The organism is Streptomyces sp. SID11385, assembly GCF_010548245.1.
Classification (GTDB): domain Bacteria; phylum Actinomycetota; class Actinomycetes; order Streptomycetales; family Streptomycetaceae; genus Streptomyces.
Window position 1 is genome coordinate 1 of record NZ_JAAGLR010001055.1, and the last position, 23,479, is coordinate 23,479.

Below are 23,479 nucleotides of genomic sequence, written 5' to 3' on the forward strand. Positions count from 1 at the left end.
CCTTCGCCTCCGCCGCGGTCGCGGCGGCGGACTTGGCGTCGGCGAGCTTGCTCCCGGCGGCGTCCCGCTCCTCGTCGGTGGCCGTCTCCGGCAGCGCGTCGACGGCGGCCTGGGCGTCGACGACGGCCTGATCGGCGCTCGCCTTCGCCGCGTCGGCCTCCTTCGCCGCGCTCACGGCGTCAGCGGCGGCCACGGCGAGCGGGTTGCTGTCCGCGAGGACGACCTCCAGCGCCTCCCGGGCACTCTTCTCGGTCCCCACCGCCTCGTCGTACACCGCCTGCGCCGCCTCGGCGGCCTTCCTCAACTCCGCGACGCCGGGCTGCTTCTGGGCCTGCGCGACCGAGCCCCCCTCGGCGAAGGCGGGAGCCCCCGCCAGCAGAAGAACGGGCAGCGTCACCGAGGCGGCAACACCGACGCCAAGAACCGTACGTATCTTCACAAGAACCCTTCGGCATCCGAAAGAGAGGAAGGAGCCGCCCCGACCAACCCACACGGCACGCCCCGCCCGGATCGTAAGACCACCCCTTCACCCCGACCTCACAATTTCCCCACACGCAATAACTGTTACCCCCACAAGCCCCCCGACAGAAGAACCAAACAAGGACAGTTGCCCCCCACGCCTATCGATTCCCTGTGACCATCACCACAAGGCCCTGGGTGTGCCCGCCTCGCGCTCATGACGGCGGAGCTCCACTCCGAACAGTAGGAGTGAGGTCAGAGGAATGACTCCCGTCGGAAGGCGTTGCGGACGTCGGCCAGTGGCTGGCGGTCGCGCGTGTAGGAGAGCTTGTTGGTCAGCAGTACTGCCCACCGGTCCTGGGCGGGTGAGATCCACATGCCGGTGCCCGTGAAGCCGTAGTGCACCCAGACGTCCTGCTCGCGGGTGGTGTCGGACGCCGGGTGCCAGAACAGGCCGCGTTCGGGCTGGAGGTCGCCGGTCTGCACGGTGAGGGACTGCGTGGTCCACTCGGCGCCGAAGCGCGCCCTGGTGGGGGCCGTCGTGGGGGCGAGCATGTAGCGGAGGAAGGCGGCCACGTCGTCGAGGACGGTGAAGACGCCCGCGATGCCGCACACTCCGCCGAGGAGGCGGGCGGAGAAGTCGTGGGCGGTGCCCTTGAGGTGGCTGCCGGTGTCCTCGTCGAGTTCGGTGGGGGCGCAGCGGGACGTCATGTCGGCGGGCAGCGGGCCGAAGCGCGTGGAGTCCATGCCCAGCGGGCGCCAGGTCCTCTCCGGGCAGAGCCGGTCGAGGGGCTGGCCGAAGAGGTGTTCGGCGAGGTAGCCCAGGATGAGGGCGGCCCGGTCGGTGTACTCGACCGCTTCGCCGGGCGGCCGGTTGAGGGCTTCGCCCAGAACCCCGCTGCGAACAGCGACGGGGTCGGTGCCGTACAGATTCTTCAACTGCGCCCGCAGGGGCAGGCCGGCGGTGTGGGTCAGGAGTTGCCGGGCGGTCACGGCGCCGAGGGGGCGGTCGGCGGCCTCGTCCCAGAAGGTCCCGAGCGGGGCGTCGAGGTCGAGGACGCCGTCCTCCCACAGAGCTCCGACGGAGGCCCAGACGGCCAGAATCTTGGTCAGGCTGGCGACGTCGAAGACGGTGTCCGGCCGCATCCGCACATCCGGCTCGTCCGGGTCCAGGACACCGGTGACACCCCGCGCCCGCACCCCGCCCGAGTCGCCGACGGCCCACACCGCGCCCGGGTAGACCTTGTCGCGGACGCCTTCGCCCAGCAGGTGCTCGATGCGGTCGGTGCGGTACGGCATCAAGGTCTTTTGCATGATTGCCTTTTGTCCGGGTTCACCTGGTAAGGCCGAAGGCGGTCAGTGGTCTGCGGCAGTCTCGGGCAGGGTGGCGCAGGGCGGCGGTGATGTGGGTGTGTCCGTCCTGGTGGTGGATGCCGATGGCCAGGTTGCGGAGCCCGGCCATGATCCGGGTTCGTACCCGTTTACTCGCCGGATGACTGTCGGTTGTGGTCCCTGACCGACTTCTCGACGATGCGCGCGCAGGTGGTGAATGCCTGGACCTGGTCAGGGGTCAGGTCGCGCACGGAAACTTGTTCCAGGGTTCGCCACATGTCGGCGATGGGCTCCTGGAGAGCACGCCCGGCGTCGGTGAGGTGGACCACCATGACCCGCCGGTCGTGGGAGGCGGGCTCCCTGGTGAGCAGCCCGGCCTCCTGCATGCGGCGCAGGGACTTGGAGACGGTGGAGTGGTCGAGACCGGCCCGCTCCAGCAGTTCCGCCTGGGTCCGGCCATCGCGATCGAAGAGCTGCATCAGCAGCAGCTCCTGCCCCGGGTGCAGGTTCATGGCACGCAGCATGCCGGCGGCCTGGGCGCGGTGGACGCGGGCCAGCTGGAAGATGGCGTAACTCAACGGTCCCGCTCCCGCCGTGTTCGGAAGCTCCGATGAGGTGGGGTCTGACACGGTTTCTCCCTACTGCCTGACACGTGGGCTGTCGAACTAGTTGACAGTGAGGACGATTTTGCCGCGGTTGTGGCCGGCGTCGCTGGTCTGTTGCGCCTGGGCGGCCTGGGCCAGCGGGTAGGTGGCGCTGAGTGTGGTGACCAGGGTGCCGTCGGCGGCCTGCTGGGCGAGTTCGGCGAGGCGGGTGGCGGAGCGGCGCTGGGGGCCCTCGGCGAAGACGATGCCGAGTTCGATGGCGCGGAAGTCGGCGGTGGTGACGATCCGGTCGGTGGTGCCGCGCAGGGTGATGGAGTCCTCCAGCGCGCCCTTGCCTGCGGCATCGAAGACGGCGTCCACCCCTTCGGGGGCGAGCGCACGGACCCGCTCGACCAGGTTGTCGCCGTAGTTCAGTGCGGTGGCGCCGAGGGAGGTGACGTACTCCTGGTTGGCCGGGCCCGCGGTGCCGATGACGCGGGCGCCGCGGGCGACAGCCAGCTGGACGGCGATGGTGCCCAACGCCCCGGATGCGCCGTGGATCAGCAGCGTCTCACCGGAGGTGACACCGAGCAGATCCAGGACGCGCTCGGCGCCGTCGCTCGCCACGGGCAGGGCGGCGGCATGCGTCCAGTCCAGACCGGCCGGCTTGGGAGCGAGGACGGCCGCGGACGCCAGGGCGTATTGGGCGTAGGACCCGGTGTCGGACCAGCCGAGGACCTCGTCACCGGTCCTGAGGTGGTCGACGCCCTCGCCGACGGCGTCGACCACACCGGCGATCTCTCCGCCGGGCACGGCGGGCAGCGGGGTGGGGAAGATGGCCTCCATACCGCCGGAGCGGATCTTGCCGTCGACCGGGTTGACGCCGACAGCCCGGACGCGCACACGGACCTGGCCGGGGCCGGGCCGTGGGGTGTCGATCTCCGCCTCGTGCAGGACTTCGGTGCCGCCGAACGTGTCGAAAACGATGGCCTTCATGAGGATTCTCCTTGGGTGGGGTGGTGCGGCGGGTGCGGCGACCCAATTACGTGGCCAGCCACATAAAACATAACACGGATTAGGTGGCTGGCCACGTATCCCTGGTCGTGGAGCGGGCCTGATGGGTTTCGGCGCGCCGTCCGGGCTTGAGACGCCGGTTGCCGCCGTCGGGCCGTCACCCGGCCTTGAGCCGCACCTGCTCGCCGTCGTCCGCTGTTTCGATGACGCGGACGCACCGGTCGAGGGCGGCCATCATGTAGCGGCGCCAGAGCGGGGCGAAGGGGCCGGCGAGGACCCAGCGGCGGCCGGGCAGCGGCTTGAACTCGTAGGTCCAGCGGATGAGTGTGCCGTCACCGTCGGGATTGACGTTGAACTCGCCCCGTATACCGGCCGCGAGGCGGGAGAGGGCGTTGGTGAAGCCGGTGAGCTGGTAGGCGAAGCTGGAACCCGGTACGTACTCGGTGAGTTGTTCGTCGGCCTGGGAGCCGTCGTCGAACTGCGGGTTTCTCCGCGGGCCCGCGTGGTCCCAGGCCTCGGTCTGGTTCTTCACGCTGCTGATGCCGGGGAACGGGGCCACCGGCCGGAAGACGGTGGGGAGGTCGATGGGCGCCAGGATGCGGAAGGCGTCCTGGGGTGCCGTGCGGGTCCGCTGTTGAACGGTGATGGTGACGGTCTTGTCGGTCGGGCCGATGAGGAGTGTGGTCATGGTTCAGCTCTCCGTGGTGGTGGGAGGGTGGGGTAGTCGATGTGGCCGCGGTGGTCTGCGCCGTGGAAAGTGGCGTGGTCGGGCTCGTTGAGCGGGGTGTCTGTGCGAACGCGCCGGGGCAGGGCGGGGTTGGCCAGGGCGGTGGCGCCGACCGAGACGGCATCGGCCAGACCGGAGCCGAGACGGCGAAGCGGGTGTCGAGCGGGGGCGCCGCCGCGGTTGACGATCAGAACCGTGGACCGCTGTCGGCGCATGTGCTGCGCGCATTCCTCGTCGGGCCCTGGATGAGGTGCGGTGGGCGAGGTCGAGCGGGTCGATGGCGTTGAGCAGCGCCGGGCAGACGTCCGCGCATGTCGTGCTCGGTGATGTCGTTGTAGGGGCTGCCGGGAGAGATGGGCAGGCCGGTGCGGTCGGCGTCGATCACGGCGGGAGTCTGTGGTGGGAGCACGCTTCGACTACGAGGCGATGCTCGGGGCTGTGAGAGAGCCGAAAACCGCTAAGGGGCGACAGCGGCCAGGAGTTGGAGCTTGCCATGGCTCGGGGAGCCTGGCGTGGCGGTGAACACCAGCAACTGCTGGCACTGCTCGGGATCTATCAGCATCTCGGAGTAGAGCTCCAGTACGCCCAGCTCGGGGTGCAGGTAACGCTTGAGGTCGTGGTGATGGGTCACTCCCACCTCATGCAACCGCCAGATCCCCGCGAACTCGGGACTGGCCTCGAGCAGGGCTGCGACGATCTCGCCGGCCTTCCCCGTGGGGTCCGCCGTGTACGCGTCCCGGATCTCCGCGGCGAACACCCTGCCCCGCAGCGAATGATCCTCGACGGGGTACAAGCCGCGCACCTGCGGGTCGTGCGTGAACCAGCGGTAGACCAGGTACCGGGACAGACCCGAGTACCGAGTGAAGTCACCGAGCAGCGCGACCGCCGGACGCGTCTGCAGCAACGCCTCACCGAACCGTGACAGCACGATGGCGGGCACGTCCGAGAGGCCGGCGACGATCCGCATCATCGTGGGACCCACGTGGTCATCACGCATGATCCGCCGGGGCGCCGCGATCCCGCCGAGGGTGAAGAGGTGATCACGCTCGCTCAGGTTGAGCCGCAACGCCCGGGCCAGCGCGACGAGCATCCGCTCCGAGGGCGCCGGACCACGCTGCTGCTCGATCCGGCCGTAGTAGTCGGCCGACATACCGGCCAGCGCCGCCACCTCCTCGCGCCGCAACCCACCGGTACGACGCCGCTGCCCACGAGGAAGCCCGACATCCTCCGGCTGCAACACCTCACGACGCGCGCGAAGAAAATCTGCCAGCAACGCCCGGTCCATCGTCCGCCTCCCTGTTCGACGCACCCATCCTGGCGCGAACCGAAGACTGGATGAAGGCTCACTTTAACCGCGGACTAATTGTCCCTGGCTGGGCTTCAGTTGGCTCGCCCGGGCCTGCGCGACTGCTTGTCGGACGGGTACCGTCCCAGGGACTCTTGCAAGATCGAGTTCGTCCGGTTCGCCGAAGCGGGCTGGAAGTGGGTGGAGGGTGCCGCTTCGGGCGGCGGTGGACGCAGTGCTCGGTGATCACGTGAGTGTCGAAGCCCCATGACCACTTGGCGAGTCCGCGCCTGCTCCTACCTCTTCCCTTATGCCCTCCGGTCTGGATCAACTGGCCCAGCTCTCCGCTCCGGCGCCGCTGTCGGACGCGGTCGCTCTGTCCCGGTTTCTGGACCTGTTGCCTGATCCGCGCGGGCTGCGCGGGCGTCGCTATCTGCTGTCCGCGCTGGTGGCCGCCGCGGCGGCGAGCGTGCTGGCCGGCGCCTGCTCACTGGCCGCGATCACCGAATGGATCGCGGACGCTCCGGCGTGGGCCTGCCAGGCGCTGGGCTTCCCCGTCGATCCGTTGACCGGGGTCGCGACCGTGCCGCATCCCCAGACTCGGCGCCGCCTGTTGGTCCAGCTCGACGGCGATGCCCTGGACCAAGCGATCGGCGCCTTCCCCGCGGCCCGCGCCGCCCCCGCACCCTCCGGCTTGCGGGCGATCGCCGTCGCCGGGAAGGTGTTGCGCGGATCCCGCACCGCTACCGCCCCGGCTGTCACCCTGCTGGCCGCGATGGACCCCCAGCAACAAGTGCGCCTGGGGAGCGCGTTTCACGCCCAGTGGCTTGTGCCGAGCCGTGGCCGCTTGGGCGCCCCGCGGAAGTGCCCCTCGGCCCGCGAAGCTCCGCCAGACCATCTCCGCCCGAGGCTCCCGCCTCCCGTGATGCCGGTCGGGTCGTCCTCTGCTTGGACATCCCTGAGGCCCCCTCTACGGGAGGGGAATGGCACGCCGCCTCGGAGAGGCCCAGACAACAACAAAGCCCCAGGCCATCGACCTGGGGCTTTCTCATGGAGCGGGTGACGAGAATCGAACTCGCGCTCTGAGCTTGGGAATCAGCGGTGCTTGGCCCATTGGAAGGCTTCTGACCTGCATTTTCCTGGGAGGAGGCTTGGATTGCCATGGTCTCTTGAAGCTGTGCCTGACCGCTGTTATCCGTTCTGCTGGGCACGGATGGGGCACGAGGATGGCGGTGTGGCTAAGCCTGTCAGGGGGCGTGCCCGGCGTGGACCGACGCGTCAGAGAGGGATGGTGCGGACCTGGTTGCCGCAGAGTTTGGTCGTGTCGTCGCTGCCGGAGGTCAGGAGGACGACGGGTTTCGCCCTGACGCAAAGCGGCCTCGGCGACCGTGGTGTCGATGGCGTACTTGTGACCGTGCAGTCCGGCGCCCTTGAGGAGCTAAGCGGCCGCTTTCGCTGCCTGCTCGGTGACCTGCTCCACCTTGATGCGGGAGAGGGGCCCAGTTCAGGCGAGCCACGTTGGTACGGGAGTGGGTCGCTTCCACGATGGTGTTGGCCCCGATCACCAGGTCGGCTCCCATGTCATGGAGACCTGCAGCATGGCGTGGAGCTTGCGGTCCTGCGCGATCCAGGCGGAGAGTCCTTCCGAGTCCAGGCGGCCCATGTTCCCTACTCCCGAGCCTCGTCGACCAGGCACTCACCAACATCGAAAACCACCCCGCGAATCATGTCGGCGTTGTAAGCGCATTGCCGTGATCAGGGATCGCTCTGGTGCTGCCCCCTGGTGTCCGCGCGCCCGGCCAGCGCGCTGCGCCCAGCGGGCAGCAGTGGGAGAAGGCGGTCCCGGGGCCCGCGAGGGCGCCTATACGGGTGGGGGCCCGAGCCGACCATCGCCGGGGCCAACACCGCCGAAGCCGGCATCGACGCGACGCCCCCCGTCTCCCGCTACCAGCCCGGAATCAGCCCCGTACGGGGTCTTCGACAAGTGCGGCAACGTGTGGATGTGGTGCTCGACCGAGGAAGCGCCAAGCAACGGCCGGTAGAGGTTACGGGTAGCGCCTTCACCTCCTTGTTCGAGCGCGCCGCCCCGTCCCTGCGCAATGCCGCCAGCGCGTTGATGAAGGACAACGACACAGGGTTCCGCTGTGCAGTCCCGGTGTTGGGAGCCCTCGGGAGGCTCTCCTTGCGCGACGATCTGCGTCCGAGGCGGTGCGGCGTGTCAGCCGGGTCGCCGCCCTTCCTGAAAACGCGAGGCGCCTGACCGGTACGCACCGGGCAGGCGCCTCGGAGGGCCGCTATGCCCCCGACGCATCGACGATGGCGCTCGTCGTGTCGTAGGTGCTTCTGGTGCGGAAGCGCACGAGGCGCTTGCCCGGCCCGTTGGCGCTCTTCGGAGGAATCAGGGTGAACGCCATCACCACCTTGGACGGGTCTGCCTGCCCGCGGGTGACGGCTGCCGCGACCTCGCTGTCCTTCTTCGCCTCCACTACCAAGTACAGGAGCGCAACCCCGGTACGCGGTCCGATGGTGATGGTTCCTGCGGAGCGTTGGCCATCGCTGGGCGAATCCGCCGCCGTGGCGATCAGCCGCGATGCCAGCGCGGAGTGGTCGACGCCGGCGATACGGCTGAACGAGGGCTTCCCGCTTTGGCGCGTGCGTCGGACGAGTGACAGCGGTACCGAACCCAAGACGGGGGCGACGGTCCTGTCGGAGGCGGTGAGCTGAGGAGCGATGAGAAGCCAGTCATCGACTGTGGCCAGACGGCCATCGAGTTGGGCGAGATAGTGCAGGTGCGGCTCGAAATGCCCAGCACGTGCCCACTCCAGCTGACGCAGTACGGCCAGCAGTTCCCCGTGGATCACCCGAGACGTCAGTGCGCTGAAAGCGCGGTGGCCGTCCGCAGGGCCGAACGTGACCGGCTCCGCTGTGAACGTCTGGAGCAGCGGCCGCCACCTCTCGGTGTTGCGCCTGAGCGCGTCCGCCGACTCCGGGTACACCGAGGGCTCAATCGCCTTCCCAGGGGAGCGGATCTCGACGAGCTCCGCGTTGAACATCTTGTTCCTGGCAGACGGCTTGATCCAGGGCAGGTGCTGCGCGACCAGCGGCGGTACCTCGGCCGGCACGACCTGCGGCTTGCCGTCGACCAGTTCCGAGTACTGCTTCAGTTCCGCCCGGAAGAGTTCCTCATCGCGGCAGATCGCCTCGAACGCCTCGTAGAGGTCCGCGGTCGATGTCTTCGTCATGGGTTCCTGTCGCCCGATGTAGAGGCGCACGAGGTCCTGATACCCGGGCCTGAAGCCGAACCACCGGCCCATCTGCATCAACGTGTCGGCCTGGCGGGTCATCCGCCGGTAGTAGGTGACGGTTAGGCCCTCGACCGTGAAGCCGCGGGACAGCTTCGTGCCGCCGACGAGGATCTTCCACACGTTGGGCGTGCGGTCGAAGTCCAGGTCGAGCTGCTCGAAGTACTTGTCCGAGTCGCCATTGACGATGATGACGGGGTTGCCGCCCTTGGTGATCAGCTGCCGTGCACGGCTGATGTACGGGCGGAGTTCGTCATATGTGCCGGGGTTGGGCAGTTGGGCAGCCCGGGCATCCGAGACGTGCTTGAAGTCCGCTTCCCAGAGGGCCGCGAGCCGCACGTGCCCTTCTGCGGAGGCGTATCCGGCCTGGTGCCACATCGAGTTGAGGCGCAGTGCGAGCTCCGCATGGTCGTCTTTCCGAACGGACTGGTGGACCAGCATCGTGTGGTGCCGGAAGGGGCCGTCGGCGACACCGCGGTCCGCGCGGTAGAGCTTGACGGCCCCACTTAGGACGAAGCCGTCCATGGCTTCCTGGAGGCGGTCGTCTTCACCGTCCCAGATCCCCCGGACGTGCGCCTTCGCATGGGAGTTGGCGACTGTGCGCTCCTCGGGCGGGACCGGGGAGTCCAAGTCGTGGAACTCCTGGACCCCCATGTAGCCCTGGGGCCGTGGCAGGGAGATCAGGAAGTCGTTCGGGAAGATGTCCGCGGTGTCTCCCGGATCGACGAAGACGTTGGCGAACGGGGTCGCGGTGTAGCCGACGTACTGAGCGCGGGGCAACAGACCGAGGACCTGCGAGAGCAGTCCGTTTATCGCTGTGCGCTCGGGGGAGCCCTGCTCCCACTTCTTAGGGTCGGACGTGTTCACCGATGCCTGGTCGGACTCGTCGTCGATGATCAGGGCAGGGAGTTCGCCGAGGAGCCCGTGGATCTGCTTGAGGTCCTTCACGAGCTTGGTGAGGACCGGCTTGTTCTTCTTGACGACCATGACGCGGGCAGCCGCGTGGTGGAGGTTCGCTGGTGCGTACAGCGGGGACGCCGGCACCCGCTTCTCGAACTCCAGGGCCCGGATGCCCTGGGCGAGGCTCATATAGTCCCGGTCCCGGGTCGTGAGGCGCTCGATATCGAAAGCCTGAAGCTCTGACGGGCGTCCGTGGTGCTGCACGAACTCGGGCCAGTCGTCGTCATCCCCGACGTAGTCGACGCCGATGAGCGAGTCGGGGTCGCGCGGATCGGCGCCCCGGAGGATGTTCTCCTGGCCGATGAGCTCCATGTCGAGGCGGCGCTGCGTCTGCGCCCGCAGGAGGTTGAGCGTTCCTCCGAGGACGATCACCAGCCGGTAGCCGGCGTCGACGGCCTTGGCGATTACGCCGGTGAAGTTCGCGGTCTTGCCGGACTGGACGTAGCCGACGACCAGCCCCTTGGCCTGCCGACGTTCCGCCTGCTCGGGGTCCGTAAGCCGTTCGACAACGGCCCGGCTGGCTTCATCCAGACTCGCGATGGCGGCGTCGCTCCAGCCTTTGTCGCGCAGCTTCTGCTCGTAGGCTTTCCAGTAGAAGGAGCGGGCGGCAGCGCGTTCAGGCGTGTACCAGGGGGTGTGCTCGGTCGCGATGACCACGGGGCCCGGCAACTCCGCGATCGGCACGGCCGCCGTTAGGGCCTTCCGCAGGTCGTCGCCGAACTGGAGCCGATCGTATGCGGCCGCACGGCGTGCTTGCGTCCGGAGCGCCTCCTGGGTCCAGGCAGCCTGCTCGTCGTAGTCCCATGCCGTCAGAGCCCTGGACCAGGCGGCCGTGAGTTCGCGGCCGTTCTCAGCCTCTGCCAACAGACGGTCCCGGAACGTCTCCTCGCTGAGGTCGGCGTCCGGGAAGTCCTCACTCGCTGTCAGTGCCGCCCAGTCCTCAAACCTGCGGGGTCGACTGCCCATGCCTCGAAGGGCCTGGGTGTGGATCTCCAGAAGTACGTCAGTCACGTTGGTTACCTCGGTTCTAGCGACAGGTACCCGTCAGCTGGTGCGGTTGCGGCGTTCGCGCTGGGCCCGGGCGGAGGCGAGCAGGATGCTGTTCCAGTACTCCACGCGATCCTGCCTCTTCCTCTCCCAACGCCCGAGCCCGAAGCAGTCCTGCAGAAGGAGGTACAGGAGCGCCTTAACGACCGGCACGTCGTTGGCGCCACCGCGGCCGCCGTGGTTGAAGTCCTCCCTGAATGACCTGTTGAGGAGGATGACGTGGCCGTCGCGGTCCAAGTCGAAGAAGGTGTCCTCGGGGAGGGCCGACCACTGGACGCGGATGGGTTCCTCGCCGGGCTTGAGGGGCAGTTCCTCGGTGACCGCGCGTTTCACCATGGGGTCGAATCCCTTGCCGGGTTCGATATGCGGTGGCCGGGCGATCACGGACCGCGAGGCGCCGTCGCGGTACGCGGCCTCCGCGTCTTTGAGGAACGTGCTAAAGGTGACACCTGCCTCGTCGGCCGCCTGCTCGACCGCTAGCGTGAACGCGGGGGTGACGTCGACGCCGTCCTTCTTCACTGTTAGGCTGAAGACTCCGCCTGTGTCCTCCGGCAGGTCCACGGCAACCCGCGCCAGGACCAGGTGCCCTTCTGGCGGACGCAGGTTGTTCCATCCGCCGGCCTGGACGAGCCGGTCGTTCCGGTAGAAGTAGAAGCCCTGGCGCTGCTGGAGTCCTTGGCCGAGCTGCCGGAACCCGGCGAGACCAGACCGGGCGGGCCAGATGTGGGCATTGAGGGCGATGTCGCCTGCACCAGGGACAGGCGCGATGAAGGTCTTCGGGTACCCGGGCCGTCCGGGGACCTTGTAGCCGAACGGGTCGAGCGCATCGACGCTGATGTGATCGGTTTCCTCGCCCGTGACCACGTCCCAGACGGCGATGTCGAGGATGAGCCCGCGGCTGAGGAAGCGGTGTAGGTGCAGCCCGAGGTGGGTCTCGAGCGTGGTGATCGCTTTGGACAGGTATTGTTCGCTCTGCCCCGGGGCGACAGTCTCGAAGGCGCGGACTTTGTCCCAGCGGACTATGGTCCCCTGCCACTCGATGAGTCCGTTGTAGACATCGATCTGTTCCTGAGCGAACCGCCTATTGACCGTGTCGACGCGGAAGCTGTCTTCGATGCCTTCTGCTGTGAGCTTTCGCCCGCCCGGGGCGCTGCGCTTGCCGCGGCTGATCACTGTCAGGGAGCCCGACTGTGAAAGCGACGCGGCCTTGAGGCCGGTGCCGTACATCCCGAGCGCCGCTTCCCCGTACGCGCGTCGATGACCCACCGTCATGGCCTCATCGAGCCCAGCGGTGTCCATGCCCCGGCCGTTGTCGATCACGAGGAGGGAGACGATGCGGTCGGCGTCGCGCAGGAAGTGGACGACCACGGCGGTAGCCCCGGCGTCGATCGAGTTGTCCACCAAGTCCGCAACGGCGGCTTCGAAGCTGTACCCCTGGTTGGTCAGGGCTTTCGCATACCCGGCATCCGGAGGCAGGTACGTACTCCCGCTGGTGGGGACTTCGTACTGCCAGCCCTGCCGAAGGGATTCAGATGAAGACATGCGGCCGCAGCTCCTCGCACGCACGTGACCAGGCCCGCGTGGGGGAGCTAGGGCAAGCTGGTTCCTGAGTAATACGGAAGAGATCGTACGTGATCACCGTCCGGGACTGGCCGGGCGTCGTGGGGAACGCCAGGTGGTCCTGCCTGGTAGGGGAGACAAGTGCATAGAACACGCAGATCACTACCCGGGCCGACTTGTCTTCCGAACAGCCGCAATAGGCGCTGCGCTTCGTCAGTTAACGTCTGTCGCCGACAGGGAGAGGGCGGTTCGGTGGCATCCGGCGATCCTGCGTCCGGGCCTGCCCTGTAGCCGGGGTGCTTCCTGCGGAAGACGTCCGCTGTCGCCGCTTCTGGTGACGCGTGCGGGAGGCACCGGCTCTTGTCGCGCGCCACCTGTCGCCGCCGTCGGCCCTGCGTCGTCGGGGTGTAAGGCGCCGTCGGCGCCGTGGCCATCGGAGAGTTCGGCGCTGTGCGCGCGAGGGCCGGGCGAGAATGACCCGCACTGGCTGTACTGGGTGAATCCGGGCGAGATCCACGGACAACGGGGTATCGGCTACTTGGAGTTGGGCAGGCCCACCGAGGCTGCGGCGGCTTTCGCGTCGGCCCGATGCTCACTCGCTGCGGACGCGGCGCGGACGAAGGCGCAGTTCCTCTCCCGCGCGGCTACGGCCCAGATGCGCGCGGGCGATGCCGACGCCGGGTGCGCGACCGGTGAGGAGGTCCTCGCGATGGTGCGGGACGTGCGGTCGGCGAGGTTGGACGAGCACCTGCACTCGATGCTTGTCGGGGCCCGCCGCTTCGGCGGGGCGAGGGCCGTGCGGTCGTTCGTCGAGCACGGCGAAGATGTCCTCCGGGAGTGGGTGCCGGCATGATCCTCGTCCTGTGGGACATCGACCGGACCCTCCTCTACGCGGGGGACACCGACCGCCTCGTCTACCGCGAGGTCTTCCGCGCCGTCGTCGGCCGCCCGGCGACGAAGCTGCCCGCGAAGGGCACGGGGGTCACGATGCCCTTGGCGGTACGGGAACTCCTCGCGGCCAACGATGTACCGGAGGCGGATCGCCTAGCCCCCCTCATCGTCGCGCGCCTGCCAGCCGAACTGCGCCGCCACCGAGCTGAGTTGCTACGGGACGGCCACCTCATGCCCAGTGCGGCCGAAGCCCTCGCGGCGGTACGCGCGGACGCGGACCTCGTCCCGTCGATCGTGACGGGAAACCTGCGGGAGAGCGCCGAGACTAAGCTCGCCGCCTTCGGCCTCACGGAGTTCGTGGACGTCCCGCTGGGCGGCTACGCCTCCGACGACCCCCACCGCCCCGCCCTCGTCCGCATCGCCCAGGCCCGCGCGGAACGCGCCCACGGCCGGCCCTTCACCCGCGCGAACACGGTCATCATCGGCGACTCCTCCAAGACGTCCGCACGGGCCGGGAGGGCGGTGCGCGGGTGATCGGTATCGCCACAGGCACGACAACGGCCCGCGCCTTGGCCGACGCCGGGGCCGACCACGTGATCGACGACCTGACCAACCCAGGGCGGCTTGTCGAACTGTTCCGCTGACCCGCATCCACAAAAAGGCCCCAGGTCGAAACCTGGGGCCTTTTTCAAAGAGCGGGTGACGAGAATCGAACTCGTGCTCTGAGCTTGGGAATCCCCTGGGCTTCGGGTTATCTAACGCTCCCGAGCTGGGGTGGTAGTAGATCGCGTGTATCGCGTGGCTGCACGACGACACCTTGGCTGACCGCTGCTGACCACATCTACTGGCACGTTGTGGCACGGCGTCCATCCCCTGAGCGGGCTTCCGGACGTGTCCCTTCGCGGTGGTGTGCTTCGCAGACGAGAGCCGCCCGTAGCTCGCTTCGGCTGGCGGTCATATCGAGCGGTCGACATGCTCTTCAGGTCGTGTCCGTGTGGATCGTGAAGGCGGCCTTGTGGTCGTTGGTGTCACGTAGGCCGTAGATCCACTTTTCGATGAGCCAGCGCGCCCTCAAGGTCTACGCGGTGTGTCCGCGACCTGACGCTCGGGCAAATCGGAACCGTCCCGACCGTCTGCTCGTGGTGGCGCAGGGGATCGACAGCGGGTCGCGAAGGTACACATACCAGCACCGGCATCGCAGGGTTGGGCCAGCCAATTTATCTCCGCAGATGGAGAAACTGCTACTGCGTCAGGACAAGCAGTAGCAGCGTGGAGATGCTCATTCCGACCATTAGGGCGGGCCCGATTGCGGGGTGTTGGTGAGCGATATAAGTGCCGCCGGCTCCGGCGAGCAGCACCAGGAGGAGGATTTGGTTGGGGACTTGACCGGGCATGCGAAGGATCTCCGTGGGTGCGGGGGCGCAGGGTGCTCCGTGTGGCGACAGCTTGGGGCGCGGGTCGGGCTGGATTCTTGGGGCGCGGGTCGGGCTGGATTGCGGACTGTCTAAGGGAAGAGGAAGTCGGCCGCCCGGGACGCTGGAAAAAATGCTTGTATTAAAAAACGCTCAGCAGGTTTTCCGAAGCGGAGTGGGGTGTACTTGATATTGAGTGGCCCTCGGCGAAGAGGGTACCGCGACCGTGGGTGTCATGCGCGTGGGACGCGCTGAAGAACCTCGGTAGGAGGCTATGGGGCGCAGGTTCCTCTAAGCCTAGCTTTTAGATCGTGCCTGGAAGAGGGGGTGTTCATTAAAAGGCTGATCTTATTAATCCCCGCACTGGTGGGGAGCGCTTAGTGGTGGCCGTCGAGGCCATGGGTCGCAGGGGCTCATCCGAATTGCGCCGGAAGGTTGCCAGTCAATTTACAGTTCACAGGGAAGGTGGGCGTAAGTGCCCATTTTTGTCCATGCGGCTGTGTGTCCCGCAGGGGCGGGAGGCAGGGGAGGCGATTCTATCGCGCAACGCCGCCCTGCTTCCGTGCGGTCCAGGGTGACATTTTTTTCGCTTCGACTAGGTAGGCGAAATCGCCGCACGTTAAGTATGGCGCTCTTTTTGATTGAGTTCGACCGATTCTGATCATTTTAAAGTATCGAGGGCGTTCCCCATTCGATTTCCTGTTCAATGAATGCCGTGCCCGATCACCTCAACTCACCTGCACCGCTCGGCGATCGGCTGTCCGGTGCCGCCCGTACCGTATGGGCCAAGCACGACCGGGATACGGCGAAGTGGCTGCCGTTGTGGCGGCACATGGCGGACAGTGCTGCGGTCGCGGGGTTGCTGTGGGATCACTGGTTGCCGCGAAACATCAAGGACTTGATCGCGGAGCCGTTGCCCGGCGGGGCGGCTGACGCGCGGTTCTTGTGCGTGTGGCTGGCGGGGACGCACGACATCGGGAAGGCCACTCCGGCCTTTGCTTGCCAAGTCGATGAACTTGCCGGCGTGATGACCGCGGCCGGGCTCGATATGCGGACCGGCAAGCAGCTCGGCGAGGACCGCCGGATGGCCCCGCACGGGCTCGCGGGGCAGGTCTTGCTTCAGGAGTGGCTGGAGGAGCGGCGCGGCTGGACGCGCAGGGCGTCCGCTCAGTTCGCCGTCATGGCGGGGGGGCATCATGGCGTCCCCCCGGACCACATGCAGCTCCACAACCTCGACGCGCACCCGGAACTCCTGCGTACCCAGGGCCCCGCCGAGCCGCAGTGGAGAGCCGTGCAGGACGAGTTGCTCGACGCGTGTGCCCTCGCCTTCGGGGTGGAGGAGCGCCTCGACGCATGGCGGACAGTGAAGTTGCCGCAGACCGTTCAGGTGCTGCTCACCGCGACCGTCATCGTTTCCGACTGGATCGCGAGCAATCCGGATCTCTTCCCCTACTTCCCCGAGGAGCATCCGCGCCCGGAGACGGAACGAGTGACCGCCGCCTGGCGGGGCCTTCTGCTCCCGGCGCCTTGGGAACCTGCGGAACCGGCAGCCCCCACCGCGGCGTTCTACGCCTCCCGCTTCGCGCTGCCGCCCGGCGCCGTCGTCCGGCCCGTACAGGAACAGGCCCTTGCCATGGCCCGGGACATGGAGCGGCCGGGGATGCTCATCATCGAGGCGCCGATGGGGGAGGGTAAGACCGAGGCCGCGCTCGCGGTCGCGGAGGTGTTCGCCGCGCGCTCGGGCGCGGGCGGCTGCTACGTGGCCCTGCCGACCATGGCGACGAGCAACGCGATGTTTCCCAGGCTGCTGCGGTGGCTCCGCCGCCTCCCCTTCAGTAAGGGCGAGAGCATTGGGCGCGACCATGAACAGCGTTCCGTGCTGCTGGCCCACGCGAAGTCGGCGTTGCAGGAGGACTACGCCACGCTGATGCGCGAGAGCCACCGCACCATCGCCGCCGTTGACGCGTACGGAGACGGAAGCGGCCCCCGCGCCGGTCGCCGCCCGGCCACGGACGGCTCGCGAGGGCTGGCCCCCGCAGAACTCGTCGCGCACCAGTGGCTGCGGGGCCGGAAGAAGGGCTTGCTCGCCTCCTTCGCGGTCGGCACGATCGACCAATTGCTGATGGCGGGCCTCAAGAGCAGGCACCTGGCGCTGCGGCACCTCGCGATGGTCGGCAAGGTCGTCGTCATCGACGAAGTCCACGCTTACGACACGTACATGAACGCGTATCTCGATCGCGTGCTGGCGTGGCTGGGCGAGTACCGGGTGCCTGTTGTCGTGCTGTCGGCGACGCTCCCCGCGCGGCGACGCGCCGAACTGGCGGCCGCGTACACCGGGGAGGACGCGACGGCCCTCGCCGATGCGACCGGCTACCCGCTCCTCACGGCGGTTGCCCCCGGCCAGCAAACCGTGCAGCGTGTCGCCGCCGCGTCCGGACGAGGTGCACCCGTACTGCTGGAGAAGCTGGATGACGATGCGCTCGCCGACAGGCTCGACGCCGAACTGGCCGACGGCGGGTGCGCGTTGGTGGTACGGAACACCGTGGACCGCGTGCTGGCCACGGCCGCGATGCTGCGGGAGCGGTTCGGTGCCGACCATGTCACCGTGGCCCACGCCCGCTTCGTGGACCTCGACCGCGCGCGCAAGGACGCCGAACTGCTCGCCCGCTTCGGCCCGCCCGACCCCGATGGCGGCTCCCCGCAACGCCCTCGGGACGCGCACATCGTGGTCGCCAGCCAAGTTGCCGAGCAGTCGCTCGATGTCGACTTCGACTTGCTCGTGAGCGATCTGTGTCCCGTGGACCTGCTGCTCCAGCGCATGGGCAGGCTGCACCGGCATCCGCGCGGTCAGGATCAGGAGCAGCGTCCGGCGCGGCTGCGGCAAGCACGCTGTCTCGTCACGGGCGTCGACTGGGAGACGGGCCCGGCCCCCGAGCCTGTTCCCGGCTCTGCCGCGATCTACGGCTCGTACGCGCTGCTGCGCAGCCTCGCCGTACTCGCCCCGCACCTCGGGACAGCCGGAGCGGCGGGACGTCCCCTGCGCCTGCCCGAGGACATCAGTCCGCTCGTGCAGCGGGCGTACGGCGAGGAGGACCCGTGCCCGCCCGAGTGGGAGCCGGTGCTCGCTCCCGCCCGGGACAAGTACCGCACAGCGCGCGAGCGCCAGAGCCAAAAAGCTGAGGTCTTTCGCCTCGACGGGGTGCGCAAGGCCGGACGTCCCCTCATCGGCTGGATCGACGCCGGTGTCGGAGACGCGGACGACACCCCCGTCGGGCGCGCACAGGTCCGCGACACGAAGGAAGGTCTGGAGGTTCTGGTGGTCAGACGCCGCGTCGACGGCAGCCTGTGCACCCTGCCCTGGCTGGACAAGGGCAGGGGAGGTCTCGAACTGCCCGTCGACGCGGTGCCCTCGGCGCTGGCCGCCCGCGCGGTCGCGGCGAGCGGTCTGCGACTGCCCTACCACTTCACGTCGTCCCCCCAGACGCTGGACCGGACGCTCGCCGAGTTGGAGGAGCTGTACGTCCCCGCCTGGCAGGAGAAGGAGAGCCACTGGATCGCCGGGGAACTGATCCTCGCGCTGGACGAGGAGGGTCGCGCGGTCCTCGCCGGTCAGCAGATCGTGTACCACCCCGAGGAGGGATTGCTCGTGACGAGCGCGGACGCGAACACGGAGGCGACGTCGGGCTGGGTCATGGACGGGAAGCGGTCCTCTGCCGGGGACGGGAAGCCGGGCCATGCGGCAGACGGAAATCGGGCCCGTACGACAGTAGGAAAATCACCTGCGGACCGGCAGACGCACCAGCCTCCAGGAGGCGAGCGGGACCCCGTCCCACCCTCCGCCGCCCCGCCCCCCGCCCGCCCCTCCTTCGACCTCACCAGCCGGCCGTGGCTGCCCGTCCTCCTCAAGGACGGCTCCGAGCGTGAACTGTCCCTGCCGGAGGTGTTCGACCAGGCGCGGGACATCCGCCGGCTCGTCGGCGACCTGGCGACGCAGGACTTCGCGCTGACGCGGATGCTGCTCGCGCTCCTGTACGACGCACTCTCCGAACCGGGTGGGGACATGGCGCCCGGCGACACGGACGCGTGGGAGGAGCTGTGGCTTTCGCAGTCCGCCTACGCCGCCCCCGTGGCCGCCTATCTGCACCAGCACCGCGAGCGCTTCGACCTGCTCCATCCCGAGTACCCGTTCTTCCAGACCCCGGGACTCCGTACGGCGAAGGACGAGGTCTTCTCGCTCAACCGCCTCGTCGCCGACGTGCCGAACGGGGACCCGTTCTTCAGCATGCGCAGGCCCGGCGTCGAGCGGCTCGGCTTCGCGGAGGCGGCCCGGTGGCTCGTCCACGCTCACGCGTACGACACCTCCGGCATCAAATCCGGCGCGGTGGGCGACCCCCGGGTAAAGGCGGGCAAGGGGTATCCCCAGGGCCCGGCATGGGCGGGGAATCTGGGCGGTGTCCTGCTCGAAGGCGACAACCTCCACGAGACGCTGCTGCTCAACCTGATCGCGGCCGACACCCCGGGGGTGCACGCGGCCGAAGCCGACCGCCCCGCCTGGCGCGCGGAGCCGAGCGGCCCCGCGCCGGCCCCGGACCTCGGCCTGCGCCCGTACGGCTTGCGCGACCTCTACACGTGGCAGTCCCGCCGCATCCGGCTGCACCACGACGCGGACGGTGTGCACGGCGTGGTCCTCGCGTACGGCGACAGCCTCGAACCGCACAACCGGCTCGGGCACGAGCCGATGACGAGCTGGCGGCGCAGCCCGGCCCAGGAGAAGAAGCGCCAGGAGAGCCTCGTCTACCTGCCGAGGGAGCACGATCCATCGCGCATGGCGTGGCGCGGCATGGACGGGCTGCTCGCCGGCCGCGAGACCGGCAGTGCGCAGGGACCGGACGGCGCGGACCGGCTGGCTCCGAAGGTGGTGCAGTGGGCCGCGCAACTCACTACCGAAGGGCTGCTCCCACGGGGCTACCTGATCCGGACCCGTGTCATCGGTGCGCGCTACGGGACGCAGCAATCGGTGATCGACGAGGTTGTGGACGACGGAGTACTGATGCCCGCCGTCCTGCTGCACGAGGCGGACCGGCGGTACGGGGACAAGGCCGTGGACGCCCTGCACGACGCCGAGAAGGCGGTAGGAGCTCTCGCCCAGCTTGCCGCCGACCTCGCCCTCGCCGTCGGCACCGACCCGGAGCCGGGCCGGAACACCGCCCGCGACCTGGGATTCGGGACCCTCGACACGCACTACCGCCGCTGGTTGCGTGAGCTGGGCGGCACCTCCGACCCGGAGGAACACCGCGATCGCTGGAAACAGGAAGTCCGCCGACTCGTCACGGAGCTGGGCGAGCGCCTGCTCGACGGTGCCGGGCCGGCGGCCTGGGAAGGGCGCCTCGTGGAGACCGGCAAGGGCACGCGCTGGCTCAACGAGGCCGCCGCCGAGCTGCGGTTCCGGACCCGCCTCCGGGAGTTCCTGACCACCGACCACGACACACCCACTTCCCCCCGGCCCGCTCCCGTGGAGTCGCCCAGATGACCTCTTCGCCCCCCGCCACCACCTCCGCCGACGCGCGTCCGGCGCCCCGGCTCGGTCCGGTGGGCAGCGCCGTGCACCAGCACATCAAGGTGCTGCAAAGCCGGTACCTCCAGGGCCAGAGCGACGCGGTGGCCAGCCTGGCCCGGCTCCGCCGGGGCGTGGGCCGCGCCCCCGGCGAGGTCCCCGACCTGTGGGGCCTCACCGGCACCGAACCGCTCTACGAGCGCTACGCGCAGGGCGCGTTCAGCGAGGAGGAGTTCCTGCGCGCCGAGGACGCGGCGCACACGGCTGTCACGCTGTGGTCGCTGCACCAGCAGTCCCACCATGTCTCGCGGATGCACCGCAGGCCCGGCCCCGAACTCGGTACGGCGGTACGGCGGCTCACCCCCGGAGCGGCGATCGACGAGCCGACGCGCAGGCGTTTCGTCCGCGCGGGCACGGCCGCCACTCCGGTGGTGCTGGCCACGCGGCTGCGCGAACTCGTCATGCTCCTGCGCCGGGAGGAAATCCCGCTCGACTACGGGCTGCTCGCCGATCAGCTCCACCGGTGGACGCTCCCGGGAGGCGCGCAGGGCGTGCGCCGCTCGTGGGGCCGCTCCTACCTCGCACTCGCCAAGCCCGCGACGCCCGCGGCCCGCCCCGGCGAGGACCGCCAGCCGCTCGACCCGACCACGACGGAGGACGACACCCCGTGACCCGCACCATCATCGACGTACACGTGCTGCAAACGGTGCCGCCGAGCAACCTCAACCGCGACGACACCGGCTCTCCGAAAAGCGCTTTCTACGGTGGTGTGCGCCGCGCCCGGGTCAGCAGCCAGGCGTGGAAGCGGGCGACGAGGCAAGCGTTCAACGCATTCCTCGACCCGCAGGAACTCGGCGTGCGCACCCGCCAGGTCCCGGCCCAGCTCGCCTCTCGCATCAAGTCCCTGGATTCCTCGCTCAGTGAGGAGTCGGCAATGAGCCTGGCCGTGGAGACGCTGACCGCCGCGACCGGCTCGAAGTTCCCGATCCCGCTCCGCAAGGCCGAGAAGGCGAAGAAGAACGACCTGCCGGAGCCGCCGCCGGAATCCACGTACCTGATGTTCCTCAGCCGACGGCAACTCGACGGGCTCGCGGGCCACGCGGTCAGCGGTGCTGCCGATATCAAGGCGTTCTTCAAGGTCAAGGCGAACAAGGAGAAGGCGAAGAAGATCGCCGACACCCAGCACTCGGTGGACGTTGCCCTGTTCGGCCGCATGGTCGCCGACTCGACCGACCTCAACGTCGACGCCGCGGCGCAGGTCGCCCACGCCCTCAGCGTCCACGCGGTGGAGAGCGAATCGGACTACTTCACGGCGGTCGACGACATGAACGAGGACGGAGAGGATTCCGGCGCCGGAATGATCGGCACCGTCGAGTTCAACTCGGCGACGCTCTACCGCTACGCCGCTCTCGACGTGGACCGGCTGCGGGACAACCTCGGTACGGGCGTACGTGCCGAGGAGCGGGAGGACCAGCCGGTCCACCGCGCGGTGGACGCCTTCCTGCGCGCCTTCGTCCAGTCCATGCCCACGGGCAAGTCCAACACCTTCGCCAACCAGACGCTCCCCGACGCGGTGATCGTCACCCTCCGCTCGGCCCGCCCCATCAGCTTCGTCGGCGCGTTCGAGGAGCCGGTCGTCGCTCCCCTCGGCACCGGCGGACACCTGCGCGGCGCGTGCGCTCAACTGGTCGGCTACGTATCGGACATCGAGAAGGCGTACGGGGTGAGCGGGGACCCGAGCTGGGTACTCAGGGCAGGCGCCGCCACCGAACCGCTCGCCGCGCTCGGAACCGCCGTGGGCCTGGAGGAACTGATCCGCGAGGTGGGGGAGGCCGTCGCGGCGCGCCTGCCCGGCCACACGCCCGAGGCCTGCGTGCCGGAAGCCCGTACGCCCGAGGCCCGGACGGCTCCGGCGTGAACCGGCGTACGAGCGTCCTGACCCTGTGCCTCGCGGGCCCCCTCCAAGCGTGGGGAACCTCGTCACGGTTCGTACGGCGTTCGACGGAGCGGGCCCCCACCAAGAGCGGTGTCATCGGACTCCTCGCCGCCGCCCAAGGCCGCGAGCGCGACGCCGACCTCTCCGATCTCGCCGCCCTCCGCTTCGCCGTCCGGCTCGACCAGCCGGGCACTCGCGTGCGCGACTTCCAGACCGCACGGCACCTCGACACGGACGCGAGCATGCCGGTGTCGGAACGCTTCTACCTGTCCGACGCGGTCTTCGTCGCCGCCGTGGAAGGAGCCGCGGACCTCGTCGACGAATTGCTGGCGGCGGTTCGCGCACCGGTGTTCCTGCCGTTCCTGGGCCGCCGTTCGTGCCCGCCGTCCCGCCCGATCGATCTGCGTATCCACCGCGGGAACCTCGCGGCGGCGCTGCGGTCCGAGCCCTGGCAAGCATCCCTCCGCTGGCAGCGGCGGTGTCCGAGGGACCGCCGCGTCGAACTGGAGGTGATCGGCGACCTGGCAGCAGACGGCGAACCCGGCGAGAGCCAGCGCGACCAGCCGCTCAGTTTCGACCCGCGCCACCGCAGGTACGGGCTGCGCGAGGTCCGTACGACCGTGGTCTCGCTTCCCCACCCCCTGGGCACCGCGCGCCGCTCCTTCGTCCCGCCCTCCCACGACCCGATGAGCCTCCTGGAAGGATGACCGTGTACCTGACCCGCTTCCGCCTCAACCCCGCGCGCGTCGGCGCGCGGCGGCTCCTCGGATCGCCGCAGAGCCTGCACGCGGCAGTCCTGGCGTCCTTCGCGGAGCCGCCGCGGCAACGGCCGGACGGTTCGCGGGTGCTGTGGCGGGTGGACCAGCAGGCGCGCAGCGAGGTGGTGCTCTACGTCGTCAGCCCGGACGAGCCCGACCTCACCCACCTCGCCGAGCAGGCGGGGTGGCCGACGACGGGGGGCTGGCAGACAAGGCCGTACGGCACGTTCCTCGGCCGGATCACCGCCGACGACGTCTGGGCCTTCCGGCTCACCGCCAACCCCGTGCACAGCATCCGGCGCGTGCCCGCCGAACCGACCAAGCGCACCGCGCACGTGACCCCACGCCATCAGGTGGAGTGGCTGCTCAACCGGCAGCAGGACGCGGGCTTCGCGGTCCTGGAGAAGCCGGAGCCGCGCGAGGACCTGCCCCCGATCGACGCCTACGAGGTCGTCGCGCACAGCCGCAAGGACCTGATGTTCCAGAAACGCGGCGAGAAGGACACCCGTACGCACCAGGTGAAACTGACCAGGGTCACCTTCGACGGCCGCCTTCGCGTCCTCGACCCCGCAGCCTTCCGCCGCACCCTCACCTCCGGCCTGGGCAAGGCCAAGGCGTACGGCTGCGGGCTCATGACCCTGGCACGAACGGAGTAGCA

Annotated in this window: 17 protein-coding genes and 2 pseudogenes; 9 read left to right on the forward strand and 10 right to left on the reverse strand. The window is 69.0% G+C overall.

From position 1 onward, the window contains the following. From G3I42_RS32175 to G3I42_RS32205, 7 genes and pseudogenes are all read right to left on the reverse strand, one after another. Window positions 1-439: pseudogene (locus tag G3I42_RS32175) on the reverse strand (peptidase); the annotation flags it as partial. Window positions 440-714: 275 nt separating this feature from the next. After that, entirely contained in the window at window positions 715-1,758 is a 1,044-nt protein-coding gene (locus tag G3I42_RS32180) for a serine hydrolase domain-containing protein (protein ID WP_164291232.1), read from the reverse strand. Window positions 1,759-1,792: 34 nt separating this feature from the next. Further along, window positions 1,793-1,921, reverse strand: coding sequence for a hypothetical protein (locus G3I42_RS38335; RefSeq protein WP_275405314.1), 129 nt, complete (start codon window positions 1,919-1,921; stop codon window positions 1,793-1,795). Between the two features lie 19 nt (window positions 1,922-1,940). Then, complete coding sequence (locus G3I42_RS32190) at window positions 1,941-2,420, reverse strand: MarR family winged helix-turn-helix transcriptional regulator (protein WP_164291212.1); 480 nt, start codon at window positions 2,418-2,420, stop codon at window positions 1,941-1,943. Window positions 2,421-2,456: 36 nt separating this feature from the next. Continuing rightward, window positions 2,457-3,371: an NADP-dependent oxidoreductase gene (locus G3I42_RS32195; protein ID WP_164291213.1), complete on the reverse strand. Its 915-nt coding sequence runs from the start codon at window positions 3,369-3,371 to the stop codon at window positions 2,457-2,459. Between the two features lie 175 nt (window positions 3,372-3,546). Beyond that, entirely contained in the window at window positions 3,547-4,077 is a 531-nt protein-coding gene (locus G3I42_RS32200; protein WP_164291214.1) for an SRPBCC family protein, read from the reverse strand. A 496-nt stretch (window positions 4,078-4,573) separates the two neighbouring features. Further along, entirely contained in the window at window positions 4,574-5,401 is an 828-nt protein-coding gene (locus G3I42_RS32205; RefSeq protein ID WP_164291215.1) for a helix-turn-helix transcriptional regulator, read from the reverse strand. A 310-nt stretch (window positions 5,402-5,711) separates the two neighbouring features. Between G3I42_RS32205 and G3I42_RS38030 the strand changes: the two genes are divergently transcribed. Continuing rightward, window positions 5,712-6,464, forward strand: coding sequence for a transposase family protein (locus tag G3I42_RS38030; RefSeq protein ID WP_239096823.1), 753 nt, complete (start codon window positions 5,712-5,714; stop codon window positions 6,462-6,464). 215 nt (window positions 6,465-6,679) lie between these two features. Here G3I42_RS38030 and G3I42_RS32215 read toward each other — a convergent pair. The 3 genes and pseudogenes from G3I42_RS32215 to G3I42_RS32225 form a co-directional block, all read right to left on the reverse strand. Beyond that, window positions 6,680-7,064 (reverse strand): annotated as a pseudogene (locus G3I42_RS32215) (DNA-binding protein). Window positions 7,065-7,695: 631 nt separating this feature from the next. Beyond that, complete coding sequence (locus G3I42_RS32220) at window positions 7,696-10,674, reverse strand: Z1 domain-containing protein (RefSeq protein ID WP_164291216.1); 2,979 nt, start codon at window positions 10,672-10,674, stop codon at window positions 7,696-7,698. 33 nt (window positions 10,675-10,707) lie between these two features. Beyond that, the gene (locus G3I42_RS32225) at window positions 10,708-12,252 is read right to left on the reverse strand and encodes an ATP-binding protein (RefSeq protein ID WP_164291217.1); all 1,545 of its coding nucleotides are present in this window, start codon (window positions 12,250-12,252) and stop codon (window positions 10,708-10,710) included. 514 nt (window positions 12,253-12,766) lie between these two features. On the opposite strand from G3I42_RS32225, the gene G3I42_RS32230 reads away from it, so the two are divergent. From G3I42_RS32230 to cas6e, 8 genes are all read left to right on the forward strand, one after another. Beyond that, window positions 12,767-13,123 (forward strand): hypothetical protein, encoded by a 357-nt coding sequence (locus G3I42_RS32230; protein ID WP_239096824.1) that lies wholly within the window; start codon window positions 12,767-12,769, stop codon window positions 13,121-13,123. Next, window positions 13,108-13,695, forward strand: coding sequence for a haloacid dehalogenase-like hydrolase (locus tag G3I42_RS32235; protein WP_343244718.1), 588 nt, complete (start codon window positions 13,108-13,110; stop codon window positions 13,693-13,695). Before G3I42_RS32230 ends, G3I42_RS32235 begins: the two co-directional genes overlap by 16 nt. Beyond that, entirely contained in the window at window positions 13,692-13,805 is a 114-nt protein-coding gene (locus tag G3I42_RS38035) for a hypothetical protein (RefSeq protein ID WP_343244719.1), read from the forward strand. Before G3I42_RS32235 ends, G3I42_RS38035 begins: the two co-directional genes overlap by 4 nt. 1,483 nt (window positions 13,806-15,288) lie before the next feature. Then, on the forward strand, window positions 15,289-20,103 hold the full coding sequence (gene casA, locus G3I42_RS32240) for a type I-E CRISPR-associated protein Cse1/CasA (protein ID WP_164291218.1): 4,815 nt from the start codon (window positions 15,289-15,291) through the stop codon (window positions 20,101-20,103). Continuing rightward, window positions 20,100-20,798 carry a type I-E CRISPR-associated protein Cse2/CasB gene (gene casB, locus G3I42_RS32245; RefSeq protein WP_164291219.1) on the forward strand — a complete coding sequence of 233 codons (699 nt, stop codon included), beginning with the start codon at window positions 20,100-20,102 and terminating at the stop codon, window positions 20,796-20,798. The genes casA and casB overlap by 4 nt, the downstream gene beginning before the upstream one ends. Continuing rightward, window positions 20,795-22,045: a type I-E CRISPR-associated protein Cas7/Cse4/CasC gene (gene cas7e / locus G3I42_RS32250; RefSeq protein WP_164291220.1), complete on the forward strand. Its 1,251-nt coding sequence runs from the start codon at window positions 20,795-20,797 to the stop codon at window positions 22,043-22,045. The genes casB and cas7e overlap by 4 nt, the downstream gene beginning before the upstream one ends. Beyond that, entirely contained in the window at window positions 22,042-22,770 is a 729-nt protein-coding gene (gene cas5e, locus G3I42_RS32255; protein WP_343244720.1) for a type I-E CRISPR-associated protein Cas5/CasD, read from the forward strand. Before cas7e ends, cas5e begins: the two co-directional genes overlap by 4 nt. After that, the gene (gene cas6e, locus G3I42_RS32260) at window positions 22,767-23,477 is read left to right on the forward strand and encodes a type I-E CRISPR-associated protein Cas6/Cse3/CasE (protein ID WP_164291221.1); all 711 of its coding nucleotides are present in this window, start codon (window positions 22,767-22,769) and stop codon (window positions 23,475-23,477) included. The genes cas5e and cas6e overlap by 4 nt, the downstream gene beginning before the upstream one ends. Window positions 23,478-23,479 lie beyond the last annotated feature (2 nt).

Bases quoted from the DNA above. Each gene is read 5' to 3' on its own strand.
- G3I42_RS32180 (WP_164291232.1), bottom strand. From the start codon at position 1,758: ATGCCGTACCGCACCGACCGCATCGAGCACCTGCTGGGCGAAGGCGTC.
- G3I42_RS38335 (WP_275405314.1), bottom strand. From the start codon at position 1,921: ATGGCCGGGCTCCGCAACCTGGCCATCGGCATCCACCACCAGGACGGA.
- G3I42_RS32195 (WP_164291213.1), bottom strand. From the start codon at position 3,371: ATGAAGGCCATCGTTTTCGACACGTTCGGCGGCACCGAAGTCCTGCAC.
- G3I42_RS32200 (WP_164291214.1), bottom strand. From the start codon at position 4,077: ATGACCACACTCCTCATCGGCCCGACCGACAAGACCGTCACCATCACC.
- G3I42_RS32205 (WP_164291215.1), bottom strand. From the start codon at position 5,401: ATGGACCGGGCGTTGCTGGCAGATTTTCTTCGCGCGCGTCGTGAGGTG.
- G3I42_RS38030 (WP_239096823.1), top strand. From the start codon at position 5,712: ATGCCCTCCGGTCTGGATCAACTGGCCCAGCTCTCCGCTCCGGCGCCG.
- G3I42_RS32225 (WP_164291217.1), bottom strand. From the start codon at position 12,252: ATGTCTTCATCTGAATCCCTTCGGCAGGGCTGGCAGTACGAAGTCCCC.
- casB (WP_164291219.1), top strand. From the start codon at position 20,100: ATGACCTCTTCGCCCCCCGCCACCACCTCCGCCGACGCGCGTCCGGCG.
- cas6e (WP_164291221.1), top strand. From the start codon at position 22,767: ATGACCGTGTACCTGACCCGCTTCCGCCTCAACCCCGCGCGCGTCGGC.